Below are 14,983 nucleotides of genomic sequence, written 5' to 3'. Positions count from 1 at the left end.
TCGTGGGACTGCTTTACCGAGTTGTGTCCTTCTCCGGATTCGGCATCTGTTCCAGAAACTTCACCGCTGCTTTCAGGTCGTCGCTCAGAGGACGGTCGGTCGTCCGGGGGTCCAGGCATGCGCGTGCCCGGTCCAGGTACGCGCCGAGTTCGGTGGTCGTGTCGAGTTCGTGGTTCTGCTGGCCGAGCGCGCGCACCGCCGAGATCAGTTCGCACGCGAGCACGATGCGAGACTGGGCGAGGATGTCGGTGAGCTGGGTGGCGGCCTGCGACGCGAAGCTCGCATGGTCCTCGGTTCCGCGGGAGATCACGGTGTGTCCGAGAGAGCCCGGCGCCGCGGCCATCCGGATCTCGGCGATGGCCGCGGACGTCGTGTACTCCAGCAGCATGGTGCCGCTGCTGCCCGCCGGACCGTCGGCCAGGAACGGCCGGAGACCGGTGACCACCGGATCGGAGAGATTGGCAAGCCTGCACTGCGACAACAGCGCCGCGCTCGACAGCGCGAGTTTCGCCTCGTCCACGGCGAGGGCGATCGGCATTCCGTGGAAGTTCCCGTTGTGGAACACGGCGTCGTCCTCGACGGAGATGAGGGGGTTCTCGGAGGACGAGTTCATCTCGATCGCGAGCGTGCCCCGCAACCGCTGCAGCGCCTGCCACGTCGCCCCGAGGATCTGCGGCAGGGCGCGGAACCCGTAGGAATCCTGCACGCGGGCAGCCTGTACGCGGTGGCCCGCGAGGAGCTCCCGCACCCGGCCGGCCACCTCCTCCTGGCCGAGGTGCCTGCGGGCAGCCTGCACCCGTGCCGCGAACGGTTCGACGGAACTGCGCGTCGCCAGCAGCGACAGCACACCGACGATCAGCGAGTGCTCCAGCCAGTTCGCGACGCTGTCGGTGGCCGACGCCGCGAGCGCGACCGTCATCGCGTTGGTCGAGATCAGCGGGAGTGCGTCACCCTGGTGTGCGGTCCACCGGGTGACGAATCGACCGTCCCGCAGCGGTGCCTCGCCCATCAACCCGAGCGCGATCTCGGAGAACGCGCTGAGGTCGCCGGTGCCTATCGCCCCGCGAGCGTGCACGGTGGGCTGTTCGTCCGCCGCGACGGCATCGATCAGCGCGGTCACGATGTCGGGGTGCAGACCGGATCCGCCGTTGAGAATCTGGTTGACGCGAATGATCATGGCGGCGCGGACGACGTGATCCGGCAGCGCGGGGCCCGAACCGGTGGCGTGGCTGCGGAGAAGTCGAAGGTCCTGGTCGACGCCGTCGGAGACGGAGGTGTCCCGATTGCCCCCGACACCCGTGGTGCGTCCGTAGATGGGCTGCCGTTCGGCGATGCGCACGGCTGTCTCCCACGAACGGCGTGCGTGGTCGAGCGCTGCGGGGTCGGGCTCGATCACGACGGGTTCCCGGGCCAGCGCCGTGAGTTGGTCGACGGTGAGCTGGGCGCCGTCGAGCACCACAGGAAGGGGCGGGTGCGGTTCCTCGGTCGAGCTGGAATCTCTCCGGGTCATCAGAACTCCGTGATCGCTGTGGTGTGCCTCACTCTTCGAGATGTATAGTCCTGTATATACCGCGGTGTGTCAACCGTCAGTTTCCGGCCATGACCTCTATCGCAAGACCGCGGTGAGCGGCTGGCATTCCGGCTAGGTCAACCTCTCACTTCGATCAGTCCCTCCGTGAACTTCCGGAACGTAAGGTCTCGGGAGAGGTGCATATATGGCCATGCATCGATCCCGCTATGACTGATCGACCGAAGGAATGAGTCCAATGCCGCAGCAGGTACGAGGCGTCATCGCCCGCTCCAAGGGTGCCCCCGTCGAGATCGCGACCGTCAACATTCCGGACCCCGGTCCCGGAGAGGTGGTAGTCGACATCGCGGCATGCGGTGTGTGCCACACGGACCTCACCTACCGCGACGGCGGGATCAACGACGAGTTCCCATTCCTGCTGGGCCACGAGGCTTCGGGCATCGTCGAGAGTGTCGGTGAAGGCGTCACGTCCGTGGCGGTCGGCGACTTCGTCGTCCTGAACTGGCGCGCCGTCTGCGGTCAGTGCCGGGCCTGTAAGCGCGGCCGCCCGCAGTACTGCTTCGACACGCACAACGCCGCGCAGAAGATGACGCTCGAGGACGGCACCGAACTGACTCCCGCCCTGGGGATCGGCGCGTTCGCCGACAAGACGCTCGTCCACGCCGGACAGTGCACCAAGGTGGATCCCTCCGCCGACCCGGCAGTCGTCGGACTGCTCGGCTGCGGCGTGATGGCCGGCCTCGGTGCCGCCGTGAACACCGGCAACGTCTCCCGCGGTGACACCGTCGCCGTCATCGGCTGCGGTGGTGTCGGCGATGCCGCGATCATGGGCGCCCGCCTGGCAGGCGCCGTGAAGATCATCGCGATCGACCGGGACGACAAGAAGCTCGAATGGGCGAAGGACCTGGGCGCGACGCACACGATCAACGGCGGCCAGGTGGACGCCGTCTCGGCCGTCCAGGAACTCACCGGCGGTTTCGGCGCCGACGTCGTGATCGATGCGGTCGGCCGCCCCGAGACGTGGAAGCAGGCGTTCTACGCCCGCGACCTCGCCGGCACCGTCGTGCTGGTCGGTGTCCCGACCCCCGACATGACCCTCGAGATGCCGCTGATCGACTTCTTCTCCCGCGGCGGATCCCTGAAGTCCTCGTGGTACGGCGACTGCCTGCCCGAGCGTGACTTCCCGATGCTCGTCGACCTGTACCAGCAGGGCCGGCTGCCGCTGGACAAGTTCGTCACCGAGCGCATCAAGATCGACGAGGTGGAAGCGGCGTTCCACAGCATGCACGCCGGTGAGGTGCTGCGTTCGGTGGTCGTTCTGTGAGCGGGCAGTTGCGGATCGAGCGGGTCGTCACCGAGGGAACGTTCGCCCTCGACGGCGGAGAGTGGAACGTCGACAACAACATCTGGCTGATCGGTGACGACACCGACGTCGTGATCGTCGACGCCGCCCACACCGCGCAGCCGATCATCGACGCGGTCGGAGGCCGGCACGTGAATGCCGTGATCTGCACGCACGGTCACAACGACCACGTCACCGTCGCCCCCGAATTGGCCGAGCGTTTGCATGCCCCGGTGCTGCTGCACCCCGGCGACGACGTGCTGTGGAAGATGAGCCACCCCGACGCCAAGTACTGGCATCTCGAGGACGAACAGCGGATCGCCATCGCGGGCACCGAGATCCAGGTGATCCACTCGCCCGGTCACTCGCCGGGGTCGGTGTGCCTGTACCTGCCCGAGGCCGGGGCACTGTTCTCCGGCGACACCCTGTTCTCGGGTGGCCCCGGCGCCACCGGCCGGTCGTACTCGGATTTCCCGACCATCATCGGGTCGATCCGCGACCGGCTGTTCGCTCTTCCCGAAGAAACGCTCGTCCACACCGGTCACGGTGACGGAACCACGATCGGCACCGAGGCCCCGCACCTCGCCGAATGGATTGTACGAGGAAACTGACTCCATGACCGACACCACCGACAGGTACACCTTCGACGAAGATGATGTCGTCGTCACGCACGAGAAATCCTATGCGGCAGGTGTTCCTGCGGTGTTGGTGTCGTTGCGTCGTGGGCTCGAGCAGATGGGTCCGGTGCGCACGGCCCGGACGTTGATGAAGTTGAATCAGCGGGAGGGGTTCGACTGTCCGGGGTGTGCGTGGCCGGAGACTCCGGGGCACCGCAAGCATGCGGAGTTCTGTGAGAACGGGGCGAAGGCGGTCGCGGAGGAGGCGACCACCCGCAAGGTCGGGCCGGAGTTCTTCGCGGCGCATTCGGTGTCGGACCTGCTGGGTCGGACCGAGTTCTGGTTGGGGCAGCAGGGCCGGTTGACGCATCCGATGGTGTTGTTGCCGGGAGCCTCGCATTACGAGCCGATCGGCTGGGACGCGGCGTTCGCGATGATCGCCGGCGAGCTGCGGGCGTTGGCATCGCCGCATGAGGCGGTGTTCTACACGTCCGGGCGCACCAGCAATGAGGCGGCGTTCGTGTACCAGTTGATGATCCGGGCGTTCGGGACGAACAACCTGCCGGACTGCTCGAACATGTGCCACGAGTCGTCGGGCAGTGCGTTGGTGGAGACGATCGGGATCGGGAAGGGGTCGGTGTCGGTTCCCGACCTCGAGAACGCGGACCTGATCCTGATCGCCGGGCAGAACCCGGGCACCAACCACCCGCGGATGCTCTCGACCCTGGAGAAGGCGAAAGCCAACGGGGCAAGGGTGATCGCGATCAACCCGCTGCCCGAGGCCGGGTTGATGCGGTTCAAGGACCCGCAGAAGGTGCACGGGGTGGTCGGCGACGGTGTGCAGATCGCCGACGAGTACCTGCAGATCCGGATCGGCGGCGACCAGGCCCTGTTCCAGGGATTGGGCCGGTTGCTGCTCGAGGCGGAGGACCGCAATCCCGGGACGGTGCTGGACCGGGAGTTCATCGACCGGCACACCGCGAGCTTCGAGGAGTGCGCGGCGCATCTGCGGCAGGTCGATCTGGGCACGGTGGCGGCGGCGACCGGGCTCACCCTCGCCCAGATCCAGCAGACGGCGGAGGCGTTGATCTCCTCGAAGAAGACCATCATCTGCTGGGCGATGGGGTTGACTCAGCAGACGCACGGGGTCGCGACCATCCAGGACGCGGTGAACCTGCTGCTGTTGCAGGGGATGATCGGCAAACCCGGGGCCGGGGTGTGCCCGGTGCGCGGCCACTCGAACGTCCAGGGTGACCGGACGATGGGGATCTGGGAGAAGATGCCCGAATCGTTCCTGGCCGCGCTCGACGCCGAATTCGGTATCCGCTCGCCGCGGGAGCACGGGTTGGACGCGGTCGACTCGATTCGGGCGATGCGGGACGGGAAGGCGTCGGTGTTCGTCGGGATGGGCGGCAACTTCGTCTCGGCGACCCCGGACACCGAGACCACCGAGGCCGCGTTGCGGGGCTGTGCGCTGACGGTGCAGGTGTCGACGAAACTGAACCGCTCGCACCTGGTGACCGGGCAGACCGCGCTGATCCTGCCCTCGCTGGGGCGCACCGACAAGGACGTGCAGTCCGGGAAGAAGCAGCAGGTCACGGTCGAGGACTCGATGTCGATGGTGCACCTGTCCCGCGGCAGCCTCACACCCGCGAGTGACCAGTTGCGCAGCGAGGTCGCCATCGTCTGCGGGATAGCGCAGGCCCTGTTCGGTCCCGACCATTCGGTGCCGTGGGCGGAGTTCGCCGCCGACTACGACCGGATCCGCGATTCCATCGCCCGGGTCATTCCCGGGTTCGAGGACTTCAATGCCAGGGTCCGACGGCCGGACGGGTTCGGGTTGCCGCACCCACCGCGGGACGAGCGCCGGTTCGTGACGGACACGGGGAAGGCGAATTTCACGGTCAACGAGCTGTCCTGGCTGCCGGTCCCGCAGGGGAAGCTCATCTTGCAGACGATGCGCTCACACGATCAGTACAACACCACCATCTACGGTCTCGACGACCGCTACCGCGGCGTGAAGGGCGGTCGGCGGGTGCTGTTCATCGCTGCCGAGGACATCGCCGCCCTCGGGTACGCCGACGGGGACCGGGTGGACCTGATCTCCGAGTGGGAGGCCCCGGACGGGACGGTGCAGGAGCGCCGGGCGGATGATTTCCGGTTGGTGCCGTACCCGACGCCGCGGGGGAACGTCGCCGCCTACTACCCGGAGACGAATCCGCTGATCCCGCTCGATCACGTGGCCCGCAAGTCGAACACCCCGGTGTCGAAGGCGATCACCATCCGTCTCGAACGGCGACCCTGATGGGGCGTGTGACCACCCGGACCCCGGTCACCCGGATCACCGACACCCGGCAGTCCACCCGACCGGACACCGTGGTGGTGGAGGAGCCGCTCGAGATCCGGGTGAACGGGACACCGCTGGCGGTCACCATGCGCACCCCCGGTTCCGATGTCGAACTGGCGCAGGGGTTTCTGCTGACCGAGGGCATCATCGGCGACCGCGCGGACATCGCGTCGATCCGCTACTGCAACAGCGTCGACGACAACGGTGTCAACACCTACAACGTCCTCGACGTCGATCTCGCGCCCGGGGTGTTCCTGCCCGACACCGGTATCGAACGCAACTTCTACACCACCTCCTCGTGTGGGGTGTGCGGGAAGGCGTCGCTGGATGCGATCCGGCAACGCACGAAGCACTCACCGGCCACCGACACGGTGCGGGTGCCGGCCGCGACGATCGCGGAGCTGCCCGACCGGTTGCGGGCCGCGCAGAAGGTGTTCGAGACCACCGGGGGCCTGCACGCGGCCGGATTGTTCACCCGGACCGGGGAACTGCTCGCGATCAAGGAGGACGTGGGGCGGCACAACGCCGTCGACAAGCTGATCGGCTGGGCCACCGAACAGAACCGGGTCCCGCTGCGGGGAAGCATCCTGCTCGTGTCCGGCCGGGCGTCGTTCGAGCTGGCGCAGAAGGCGGTGATGGCCGGCATCCCGATCCTCGCCGCCGTGTCCGCACCGTCGTCGCTGGCGATCGACCTCGCCCACGACACCGGGCTCACCCTCATCGGGTTCCTCCGCGGCACCACCATGAACATCTACACCCACCCGGACCGCATCACCTGACGTGAGTGGCAAAGCGTGCGCCCGCACACTTTGCCACTCACGTGCGGGGGGTCAGTGCCCGATCGGCAGCGTCGCGACGCTCATGCGTGCCTACTGGTGGTGTCGGCGCGGATGCCCGCCTCCAGGGCGATCGCGCCCGCCTCACCTCGGGACGCCACACCGAGCTTCTTCAGCACACCCGCGACATGGAATTTGACCGTGCTCTCGCTGATGCCGAGGCTGTCGGCGATCGCCTTGTTCCGCTTGCCGGTCGCGAGGTGACCCAGGACCTCGAGTTCGCGGGGGTTGAGATCGCCCAGTTGCTGTTCGTCCGGTCGCGCCACCGGTACGTCGAGGGGGATCGCGACGGCTACCCGGGACCCCCACCCGTCGACCGACTCCACGTCGATCCGGCCACCGAGCGTATGCACCCGGCCGGAGAGTTGCCGCACCAGCGCATCGGTGTCGAGACCGCCGTCGCCGTCGTCTCGAACCTCGACCAGGAGGTTCGCGCCGTCACAGTCCCAGGCGATGCGGATTCGCTCGAGGGCGGCCTGCGCCGCGAATGCCAGGACGGCGCTCCGGACGACGGCCCGGGCGGCACTGGCCACCTCGCCGGGCAGCGCGCGGCCGTCCACCGGCGGATCGACGTAGTCGACCCGCACGGGCCGGTGCTGGAGCAGCGGCCGCAGTTCGCCCTGCAGCCGGGCGAACGCGGTGGTGACGGCTTCCTCCGCGAGGTTGCGGTCGGATTCGCCCGCGGAGCGCAGGGTCACCAGCGCCGAGGACGCCGTCTCGCTCGCCGTGATCCGCGACCGACGGTCGTCGAGGTCCTTGGATCGGAGCGTCGACAGGATCGATTCGAGCGTTGCCGCGTGCAGGTCCGTCAGCTCCACGATGGTCCTGGCCCGTTCGCTCGACGCCGCCCGCGACTCCGCCAGGTATGCCGGGCTCGCTTGCGCCACCTGGTGGCGGATCGACACGGCGACGACGCCGAACGCGCCCGCCACCAGCGGGACCTCACGAATGCGCTGCCGCGGCTTGGGCAGAACGAGGAGGAGGGTCCCCGTCGCGTCCAGCAGCGCCCACACCTTCCGTTTCGCTCCGGCAATCACGGTGTGGTCGTCGAACGGGTTGCCTTCCGTCATGCGGGTGCGCAACGCGTCCAGTTCGGCGATGGTGACGCGCTCGACCACCGACGGATCTCCGCTGACCTTGCGGGGACGTCCCGTGCATTCCCGGGTGAAGATCACCAGCGCGGTGTGCGGCCAGATGTCGGCGAGGAACTTGGAGAAGCGGACGGCGATGTCGGGCAGCGGACCGTCGATGACGTCCCGCATGGAGCCGAGAACATCTGCAGGGGACACAGAAGTCGAGCTGGGAAGAACCACGTGTCGAGCCTATCCGCGCAGGCGGCGAGCACCGGGCCTGGGCCGTCCGCTCACGGTGCCGGCTCGGCGCGGGCGGCGTCGACGACGTCGGACCGGACGAGTCCCAGTGATTCCAGTGCCCGCGCCGCGGTGCCGTGCGTGATGGTGGCGACGGCTGCAACGAGGTCGGCTCCGACGATCGGTCTTCGTTCCGACTTCGCGAGCGCCACCGCATTGCGGAACGCGGCCTGGGCAGGTTCGGTCAATCGCAGCGGCCCGGTGCGGGGGCGGCTCAGTGCGCTGGTGGCGACGCCCGCGTCCGTCATGCCTGCCGCCGCGAGGGCTTCCCCGTGCACGCGAATGACCGCCTCGCGCAGTGCGTCCCGGTTCGATCCGAGACGCTCGAACACTCGGGCTGCCGTACCGTCCGGCAGTACGAACGAGGCGAGCAGCAGATGCTCGAGGCCCGGTTCCCGGTCACCCAGGCGGTCGGCCTCGGCCTCCGTTTCGGAGAACAGCGTCTTCATCGTCCGCATGTCGCGCCATGCCCGGGTGAATGTCATCGTGTGCCCCTCGTCTTCTTGTCGGAGGATCGTCCGGGACCGAGGCGTTTGTGCGCCGCCTGACCCGAGACGCCGAGAGCGTGACCGATGTCCGCCCAGGTCCAGCCCGCGGACAGTGCGTGTGCGACGGCGTCACGCTCGAGCTGATCGGCCTGACGCCGCAGCGCGACGACGGCAGCGAAAGCGGTCGCCGGGTTCGGATCGTCACTCACGGTATCAACTTAAGTTGATGAGGCGGATCCGTCAACCTTTGTTGATGGGTCGACTGGAATCAGAGCGCGGCGTTCTTGTCGAACTCGGTGCCGAGTTCCTTCGCCACGCGCTTGAGCAGCGGCACGATGTGGTCCGCCGACTCGAGGGTGACGCGGGCCGCGGGCCCGGAGACGGAGATGGCGGTGGGGGTCGGAGCGTTCGGCACCGGCACCGAGAAGCAGCGGACGCCGATCTCCTGCTCGCCCTCGTCGATCGCGAACCCGCGGTTTCGGCTCAATTCGAGATCGGCGATCAGCATGTCGGGGTCGGTCAAAGAGTTCTCGGTGTACGTCGTCATTCCGGTCCGGCCGACCAGTGAGCGCACGGCGTCATTCGAGAGTTGCATGAGGATGGCCTTGCCGACGCCGGTGCAGTGCGGGTAGACGCGTCGGCCGACCTCGGTGAACATGCGCATCGCGTGTTCGGACGGCACCTGTGCGACGTAGACGGCCATGGTGCCGTCGAGGACGGCCATGTTCGCGGTCTCGCCGGTGCCTCGTACCAGTTCGGACAGGTGCGGTCGCGACCAGGCGCCGATCAGCTGGGTGGCGCTCTCGCCGAGGCGAATGAGCTTGGGCCCGAGTGCGTACCGCCGGGTGGGTAGCTGCCGCACGTATCCGCGGTTCATCAGGGTGCGGATGAGCCGGTGAATGGTCGGGAGGGGGAGTCCGGCCAGGTCGGCGAGTTCGCTGACCCCGATGGACCCGCCGGCACTCGCCATGATCTCGAGTATGTCGAATGCGCGCTCGACCGACTGCACGCCGCCGGCCGGACTCTGACCGTTCGTCATGTCTGTCTCCATCCTCTGACTGCCCGAGAGCCCCCACATTCTTTCCGTCAGGCGGAAAGGGCGCTCCGTATGACGATAGCGCGGGATTGGGGGATCGCGACGATTCCTGCGCTACATCGGTTGACAAACGTCGGTGTGACGGCGTTCACTATATCGAGATACGAAATACAACTTCCATAATATGGAAAACACCAAGCCCCGAGGGAGGGCCCCGTGTCTGAAGTCGAAATCGCTGCGAAACCCACAAAGCAGCGTTGGTACAGATCACTTTTCGTCCAGGTCCTGATCGGAATCGCCCTGGGCATCGCCACCGGAATCCTGTTTCCGGAGTTTTCCCATCACCTGGCGCCACTGGGTGAGGGCTTCATCAAGCTGATCAAGATGGTCGTGTCGCCGCTGATCTTCCTGGTGATCGTCACCGGCATCGCCAAGGTCGGCAGCATGAAGGCGCTCGGCAAGATCGGCGGCAAGGCGCTGCTCTGGTTCACGGCCGCGACGACCTTCGCGCTCGGGCTCGGCCTGCTCGTCGGAAACCTCGTCAAGCCGGGTAGCGGGCTCAACATCGACCCGGCCACGCTGGACACCAGCGCCCTGGACGAGAAGACACAGGGCGGCCACCTGCCGGGTGGCGTCGAGTTCGTCATGCACATCATCCCGACCAGCGTGTTCGATGCGTTCGCACAGAACAACCTGCTGCAGGTGCTGCTGTTCGCGATCCTGTTCGGTGTCGCGCTGGCGTCCTTCAGTGAATCGGCTCCGCCGATCCTGATGGATGTGATCGACCAGACGCTGCACGTCATCTTCCGCATCGTCGGCTACATCATGTACCTGGCACCTATCGGTGCGTTCGGCGCGATGGCATTCACTGTCGGCAACTACGGCGCCGGCTCCCTCAAATCCTTCGGAATACTCATCCTGGCGTGCTACGGAGCGGCGCTCGTCTTCATCATCGTGCTGTCGATCGTCGTCAAGCTGATCACCGGAGTGAACGCGTGGAAGTTCATCAAGTACTGCCGCGAAGAATTCATGCTCGCCCTGGGCACCGGATCGTCCGAGGCGGTCATGCCCCGCATCATCAAGAAGTTGGACAACGCGGGATGCGACCGCGCCGTCGTCGGTCTGGTGATCCCTACCGGCTACTCGTTCAACCTCGACGGCGCCGCGATCTACCTGTCGCTGGCGATGATGTTCCTGGCGCAGGCGGTCGGGGTGGACCTCGGCTTCGGCGAGCAGCTCGCGATCATGGGCATCCTGATCCTCAGTTCCAAGGGAATGGCGGGTGTGCCGGGTTCGGCCTTCGTCGCCCTGTCCGCGACCGCTGCCGCGATCGGCGCGTTCCCCGTGGCCGCCGTCGCGTTGCTGCTCGGCGCCGACCGGCTCATGGACTCCATGCGCGTATTCACGAACCTGCTCGGCAACTGCCTCGCCACGTTCGTGGTCGCGAACTGGGAGGGCATGCTCGACAAGGACAAGATGCGAGCGGTGCTCGACGGGAAGGTCACGCCCGACGACCCGGACGACGTCACCATCCACCCGCACCCGGGGCACGAACACCTCCAGGACGCCCCGGCACGGCCGGCGATCGAGAGGCGCGAAGCGCTGACCACGAACGGGGCCTCGGAAGGACCGGTGAACCACCATGCCTGACACCCAGCCCACCGTCGCAGTGCTCGGCACCTGGGGTTACTACGGACTCCTCGACGACGCCGAGCAGGTTCGGGTCGACACCCCGTACGGGCCGACGTCGGACAGCATCGTTCTCGGGTCGTCCGGGGGCCGCCGGCTCGCGTACCTGACCCGCACCGGGCGGCACCGCGACATCCCGCCCCACCGCATCAATGCCCGCGCGAACATCTGGGCTCTGCACAGCCTGGGTGTGCGCACGATCCTCGCGCCGACCCCGTCGGGCTCGCTACGACCGGCGATCGGCGTCGGCTCGGTTGTCGTGCCCGACCAGCTGGTCGACCGCACGGGCCGCACCGACGACACCTTCCACGACGACGACGTCCACGTGTCCTTCGCGGATCCGTTCTGCGTCCGCGGACGCCAGGCGGTGGTCTCGACGCTCCGCAGGAGCGGATGGGTGGTCAACGACGGCGGCGTGATGGTGGCGATCCGCGGTCCCCGATTCTCGACCCGCGCCGAATCACGCTGGTACGCGGCCCAGGGATGGGACCTGATCAGCATGACCCCGTACCCCGAGGCGGCGCTGGCCCGGGAACTGGGCATGTCCTACACCTGCATCGCCCTGGTCACCGATCACGACGTCATCAGCGACACCCCGTGGCCGGTCACCCAGGACCTGGTGCGCGAAGGACTCGACGCGAACACCAAACGACTACGCGAAGCGCTGCTTCAGGTAGCGATCGAACTGGCGGGCAAGCCCGAAGCGGCGACACCTGCCCACGGAAGAAGGAGCTGACAAGATGGCCGAATTGTTCTGCAACGGTGGAGCGATGCGTGGCGGAAACCTGCATCACAACGTGTCTGCACACACGTTCCTCGGCACGGTCCGGACCGCCCCGAAGTACCGATTCTTCTCCGTACGTGACGAATTCCCCGCACTGCTGCTGACGGAGACCGGGGGAGCCTCGATCGAGGGTGAACTCTACGACGTACCGATCGGAGACATTCGCACCGACTTCCTCCCCGAGGAGCCCGAGGAACTCGAGCTCACCGTGATCGAACTGTCCGACGGCCGTTCGGTTCTGGCGGTAGGCCTGCGACCGGGCCTCCTCGAGAGCCGAGCCGGCGAGCTCACCGAGATCACCGATCACGGCGGCTGGCGACGCTACCGAGGCCTGCCCGAGCCCGACAACACCACAGTCTCCTGAACACCCGGAAAGTGAAAGAACAACCGATGGATACCTTGGCCTACACCCTGAACTGCTCGATCCTGCTCACCGACGTGCCGCTCCTGCAGCGCCCACAGGCTGCTCGGGATGCCGGATTCGACGCCGTCGAATTCTGGTGGCCCTTCGACACCGCCGTACCGCGGGACAGCGACGTCGACGCGTTCGTGGCCGCGATCGAGAACGCCGGAGTGCAGCTGACCGGGTTGAACTTCGCGGCGGGCAACATGCCGGCGGGGGACCGCGGACTGCTGTCCGACCCGGCGCAGGTCTCGGCGTTCCGCGACAACATCGACATCACCGTCGGAATCGGAGAACGATTGGGCACCAAAGCTTTCAACGCCCTGTATGGTAATCGTATCGACGGCACGGATCCGAAGATTCAGGACGACACGGCCACCGAGAACCTCGCCCAGGCGGGCAAGGCGGCGGATCGTATCGGTGCGGTCGTGCTCGTCGAACCGGTCAGCGGCACGCCGGCGTACCCGCTGAAGAGCGCGGCCGAGGCGATCGCCGTGATCGACCGGGTGAAGGCCGAACACGGTGTCGACTCGCTCCGGCTCCTCGCGGACCTCTACCACCTCGAGGTCAACGGCGACGACGTCGGCGCCGCGATCGACACCTACGCGGACCGCATCGGGCACGTACAAATCGCGGATGCTCCCGGCCGCGGAGAACCCGGCACCGGAACACTCGACATCGACGGCTACCTGAAGAGGCTCGCCGGACACGGCTACCGCGGATACGTCGGGCTCGAGTACAAGTCCACCCGGCCGGACACCTTCGACTGGTTGCCCCGCGAACAGCGCGCGTCCCGCGCCGGCCACTGACCCACCACCACTTTCGACGGAATCGAGGACACTCGTGAGCACTATCGCATTCATCGGACTCGGAATCATGGGCAGCCCCATGGCCGTTCATCTCGCCAAGGCCGGCCACCAGGTGGTCGGATACAACCGCTCGCCCGAGCGCACCGCGGCACTCGTCGAGGCCGGCGGCACCGCAGCGGACTCCATCGCCAAGGCCGTCGCCGGCGCCGACGTCGTGGCCGTGATGGTCCCCGACTCGCCCGACGTACAGGCCGTACTCGCCGGTGAGGACGGAGTCTTCGAGCACGCCCCGGCAGGCGCGCTGATCATCGACTTCTCCAGCATCCGGCCCGACGTCACCACCGCACTCGCCGCGCAGGCGGCCGAGCGTGGATTCCGGCTGATCGACGCCCCGGTGTCGGGTGGCGAGGCCGGGGCGGTCAACGCCGCACTGTCGATCATGGTCGGCGGCGCCCCGGAAGACTTCGAGTCGGCCCGCCCGATCCTCGACGTCGTCGGGAAGACCGTGGTCCACGTGGGCCCGAACGGCTCCGGACAGACGGTGAAGGCAGCGAACCAGCTGATCGTGGCCGGTAACATCCAGCTCCTCGCGGAGGCGATCATCTTCCTCGAGGCCTACGGTGTCGACACCGCGGCCGCCGTGGAGGTACTCGGCGGCGGGCTCGCCGGATCGGCCGTCCTGAACCAGAAGGCGCAGAAGATGCTGGACCGGTCGTTCGAACCCGGATTCCGCATCGACCTGCACCACAAGGACCTCGGCATCGTGACCAGCGCTGCCCGTGAGGCCGGCGTCGTGACACCCCTCGGCGCGGTCCTCGCCCAGCTGATGGCCTCCGCCCGCGCGAACGGTGATGGTGGCCTGGATCATTCGGGCCTGCTGCGCGGAGTGGAGCGGCTGTCCGGCCGCCCCTCCCAGTGACCCGCTTCAACTCGTAATCCTCGATGGAGAACTGATATGCCTCGTATGCGCGCCGCTGACGCAGCGGTCAAGATTCTGGAACTCGAAGGTGCCACCCAGGCCTTCGGCCTCCCCGGTGCGGCGATCAACCCGTTCTACGCAGCAATGCGTGACCACGGCGGGATCAAGCACGTCCTCGCCCGCCACGTCGAGGGCGCATCCCACATGGCCGAGGGGTACACCCGCGCCAAGGCCGGAAACATCGGTATCTGCATCGGGACGTCCGGGCCGGCCGGGACCGACATGATCACCGGCCTGTACTCGGCGATGGCGGACTCGATCCCGATCCTCGCGATCACCGGGCAGGCCCCGGTCGCGCGCCTGCACAAGGAAGACTTCCAGGCCGTCGACATCGCCGCGATCGCGGGTCCGGTCACCAAGATGGCGATGACGGTGCTCGAGCCCGCCCAGGTTCCGGGTGCGTTCGCGCAGGCATTTCACCTGATGCGGTCCGGCAGGCCCGGACCGGTTCTCATCGACCTGCCGATCGACGTGCAACTGGCGGAGATCGAGTTCGACCCGGACACCTACCAGCCGCTGCCCGTGTACAAACCGGCGGCGACCCGGGCGCAGGCGGAGAAGGCCCTCGACATGCTGGGGGCCGCCGACCGCCCGCTGATCGTCGCCGGCGGCGGCATCGTCAACGCCGACGCCGCGGATCTGCTCGTGGAACTGGCGGAACTGCTGGACGTTCCGGTGGTGCCGACGCTGATGGGCTGGGGCACCATCCCGGACGACCACCGCCTCGCCGCGGGCATGGTCGGTCTGCAGACCGC

At 67.4% G+C, this 14,983-nt stretch carries 15 protein-coding genes; 10 read left to right on the top strand and 5 right to left on the bottom strand.

Annotation, left to right across the window (positions count from 1 at the left end; all coding sequences use genetic code 11):
* Window positions 1–13: 13 nt before the first annotated feature.
* Window positions 14–1,510: an aromatic amino acid ammonia-lyase gene (locus ACNJ7E_RS38240; RefSeq protein WP_418342271.1), complete on the bottom strand. Its 1,497-nt coding sequence runs from the start codon at window positions 1,508–1,510 to the stop codon at window positions 14–16.
* A gap of 256 nt (window positions 1,511–1,766) precedes the next feature.
* Between ACNJ7E_RS38240 and ACNJ7E_RS38235 the strand changes: the two genes are divergently transcribed.
* The 4 genes from ACNJ7E_RS38235 to fdhD are packed head-to-tail and all read left to right on the top strand — an operon-like array spanning window position 1,767 to window position 6,613.
* Window positions 1,767–2,852 carry an S-(hydroxymethyl)mycothiol dehydrogenase gene (locus tag ACNJ7E_RS38235; RefSeq protein ID WP_280781343.1) on the top strand — a complete coding sequence of 362 codons (1,086 nt, stop codon included), beginning with the start codon at window positions 1,767–1,769 and terminating at the stop codon, window positions 2,850–2,852.
* The gene (locus ACNJ7E_RS38230; RefSeq protein WP_280781344.1) at window positions 2,849–3,481 is read left to right on the top strand and encodes an MBL fold metallo-hydrolase; all 633 of its coding nucleotides are present in this window, start codon (window positions 2,849–2,851) and stop codon (window positions 3,479–3,481) included. Before ACNJ7E_RS38235 ends, ACNJ7E_RS38230 begins: the two co-directional genes overlap by 4 nt.
* Window positions 3,482–3,485: 4 nt before the next feature.
* On the top strand, window positions 3,486–5,792 hold the full coding sequence (locus tag ACNJ7E_RS38225) for an FdhF/YdeP family oxidoreductase (RefSeq protein WP_280781345.1): 2,307 nt from the start codon (window positions 3,486–3,488) through the stop codon (window positions 5,790–5,792).
* Window positions 5,792–6,613: a formate dehydrogenase accessory sulfurtransferase FdhD gene (gene fdhD, locus ACNJ7E_RS38220; RefSeq protein ID WP_280781346.1), complete on the top strand. Its 822-nt coding sequence runs from the start codon at window positions 5,792–5,794 to the stop codon at window positions 6,611–6,613. The genes ACNJ7E_RS38225 and fdhD overlap by 1 nt, the downstream gene beginning before the upstream one ends.
* Window positions 6,614–6,693: 80 nt before the next feature.
* Here fdhD and ACNJ7E_RS38215 read toward each other — a convergent pair whose 3' ends face one another.
* The 4 genes from ACNJ7E_RS38215 to ACNJ7E_RS38200 form a co-directional block, all read right to left on the bottom strand.
* Window positions 6,694–7,932: a helix-turn-helix transcriptional regulator gene (locus ACNJ7E_RS38215; protein WP_280781369.1), complete on the bottom strand. Its 1,239-nt coding sequence runs from the start codon at window positions 7,930–7,932 to the stop codon at window positions 6,694–6,696.
* Window positions 7,933–8,033: 101 nt separating this feature from the next.
* Complete coding sequence (locus tag ACNJ7E_RS38210) at window positions 8,034–8,525, bottom strand: Clp protease N-terminal domain-containing protein (protein WP_280781347.1); 492 nt, start codon at window positions 8,523–8,525, stop codon at window positions 8,034–8,036.
* Window positions 8,522–8,737, bottom strand: a complete 216-nt coding sequence (locus ACNJ7E_RS38205) for a hypothetical protein (RefSeq protein ID WP_009475274.1) — start codon at window positions 8,735–8,737, stop codon at window positions 8,522–8,524. The genes ACNJ7E_RS38210 and ACNJ7E_RS38205 overlap by 4 nt, the downstream gene beginning before the upstream one ends.
* A gap of 59 nt (window positions 8,738–8,796) precedes the next feature.
* Window positions 8,797–9,567 carry an IclR family transcriptional regulator gene (locus tag ACNJ7E_RS38200; RefSeq protein ID WP_005260937.1) on the bottom strand — a complete coding sequence of 257 codons (771 nt, stop codon included), beginning with the start codon at window positions 9,565–9,567 and terminating at the stop codon, window positions 8,797–8,799.
* A 213-nt stretch (window positions 9,568–9,780) separates the two neighbouring features.
* Here ACNJ7E_RS38200 and dctA point away from each other — a divergent pair, with 213 nt between their 5' ends.
* From dctA to ACNJ7E_RS38170, 6 genes are all read left to right on the top strand, one after another.
* On the top strand, window positions 9,781–11,214 hold the full coding sequence (gene dctA / locus ACNJ7E_RS38195) for a C4-dicarboxylate transporter DctA (RefSeq protein ID WP_280781348.1): 1,434 nt from the start codon (window positions 9,781–9,783) through the stop codon (window positions 11,212–11,214).
* Window positions 11,207–11,989, top strand: a complete 783-nt coding sequence (locus tag ACNJ7E_RS38190; RefSeq protein ID WP_418342270.1) for an MTAP family purine nucleoside phosphorylase — start codon at window positions 11,207–11,209, stop codon at window positions 11,987–11,989. Before dctA ends, ACNJ7E_RS38190 begins: the two co-directional genes overlap by 8 nt.
* A gap of 4 nt (window positions 11,990–11,993) precedes the next feature.
* Window positions 11,994–12,401 (top strand): gamma-glutamylcyclotransferase, encoded by a 408-nt coding sequence (locus tag ACNJ7E_RS38185; RefSeq protein ID WP_247250968.1) that lies wholly within the window; start codon window positions 11,994–11,996, stop codon window positions 12,399–12,401.
* 26 nt (window positions 12,402–12,427) lie between these two features.
* Window positions 12,428–13,249: a hydroxypyruvate isomerase family protein gene (locus ACNJ7E_RS38180; RefSeq protein WP_280781350.1), complete on the top strand. Its 822-nt coding sequence runs from the start codon at window positions 12,428–12,430 to the stop codon at window positions 13,247–13,249.
* 34 nt (window positions 13,250–13,283) lie between these two features.
* Entirely contained in the window at window positions 13,284–14,168 is an 885-nt protein-coding gene (locus ACNJ7E_RS38175; RefSeq protein ID WP_418342269.1) for a 2-hydroxy-3-oxopropionate reductase, read from the top strand.
* 36 nt (window positions 14,169–14,204) lie between these two features.
* A partial coding sequence (locus tag ACNJ7E_RS38170) for a thiamine pyrophosphate-binding protein (protein ID WP_418342141.1) occupies window positions 14,205–14,983 on the top strand: 779 nt, incomplete at its 3' end.

The sequence above is a fragment of the Rhodococcus mengyinensis genome (assembly GCF_048381435.1).
GTDB classification, from domain to species: domain Bacteria; phylum Actinomycetota; class Actinomycetes; order Mycobacteriales; family Mycobacteriaceae; genus Rhodococcus_F; species Rhodococcus_F opacus_D.
The sequence above is the reverse complement of the archived record's forward strand: the minus strand, read 5'-3'. Positions and strand labels throughout refer to the sequence as shown.

Coding starts and splice junctions, on each gene's coding strand:
- ACNJ7E_RS38215 (WP_280781369.1), bottom strand. CDS start 7,932: ATGCGGGACGTCATCGACGGTCCGCTGCCCGACATCGCCGTCCGCTTC.
- ACNJ7E_RS38240 (WP_418342271.1), bottom strand. CDS start 1,510: ATGACCCGGAGAGATTCCAGCTCGACCGAGGAACCGCACCCGCCCCTT.
- ACNJ7E_RS38185 (WP_247250968.1), top strand. CDS start 11,994: ATGGCCGAATTGTTCTGCAACGGTGGAGCGATGCGTGGCGGAAACCTG.
- ACNJ7E_RS38235 (WP_280781343.1), top strand. CDS start 1,767: ATGCCGCAGCAGGTACGAGGCGTCATCGCCCGCTCCAAGGGTGCCCCC.
- ACNJ7E_RS38200 (WP_005260937.1), bottom strand. CDS start 9,567: ATGACGAACGGTCAGAGTCCGGCCGGCGGCGTGCAGTCGGTCGAGCGC.
- ACNJ7E_RS38180 (WP_280781350.1), top strand. CDS start 12,428: ATGGATACCTTGGCCTACACCCTGAACTGCTCGATCCTGCTCACCGAC.
- ACNJ7E_RS38190 (WP_418342270.1), top strand. CDS start 11,207: ATGCCTGACACCCAGCCCACCGTCGCAGTGCTCGGCACCTGGGGTTAC.
- fdhD (WP_280781346.1), top strand. CDS start 5,792: ATGGGGCGTGTGACCACCCGGACCCCGGTCACCCGGATCACCGACACC.
- ACNJ7E_RS38225 (WP_280781345.1), top strand. CDS start 3,486: ATGACCGACACCACCGACAGGTACACCTTCGACGAAGATGATGTCGTC.
- ACNJ7E_RS38210 (WP_280781347.1), bottom strand. CDS start 8,525: ATGACATTCACCCGGGCATGGCGCGACATGCGGACGATGAAGACGCTG.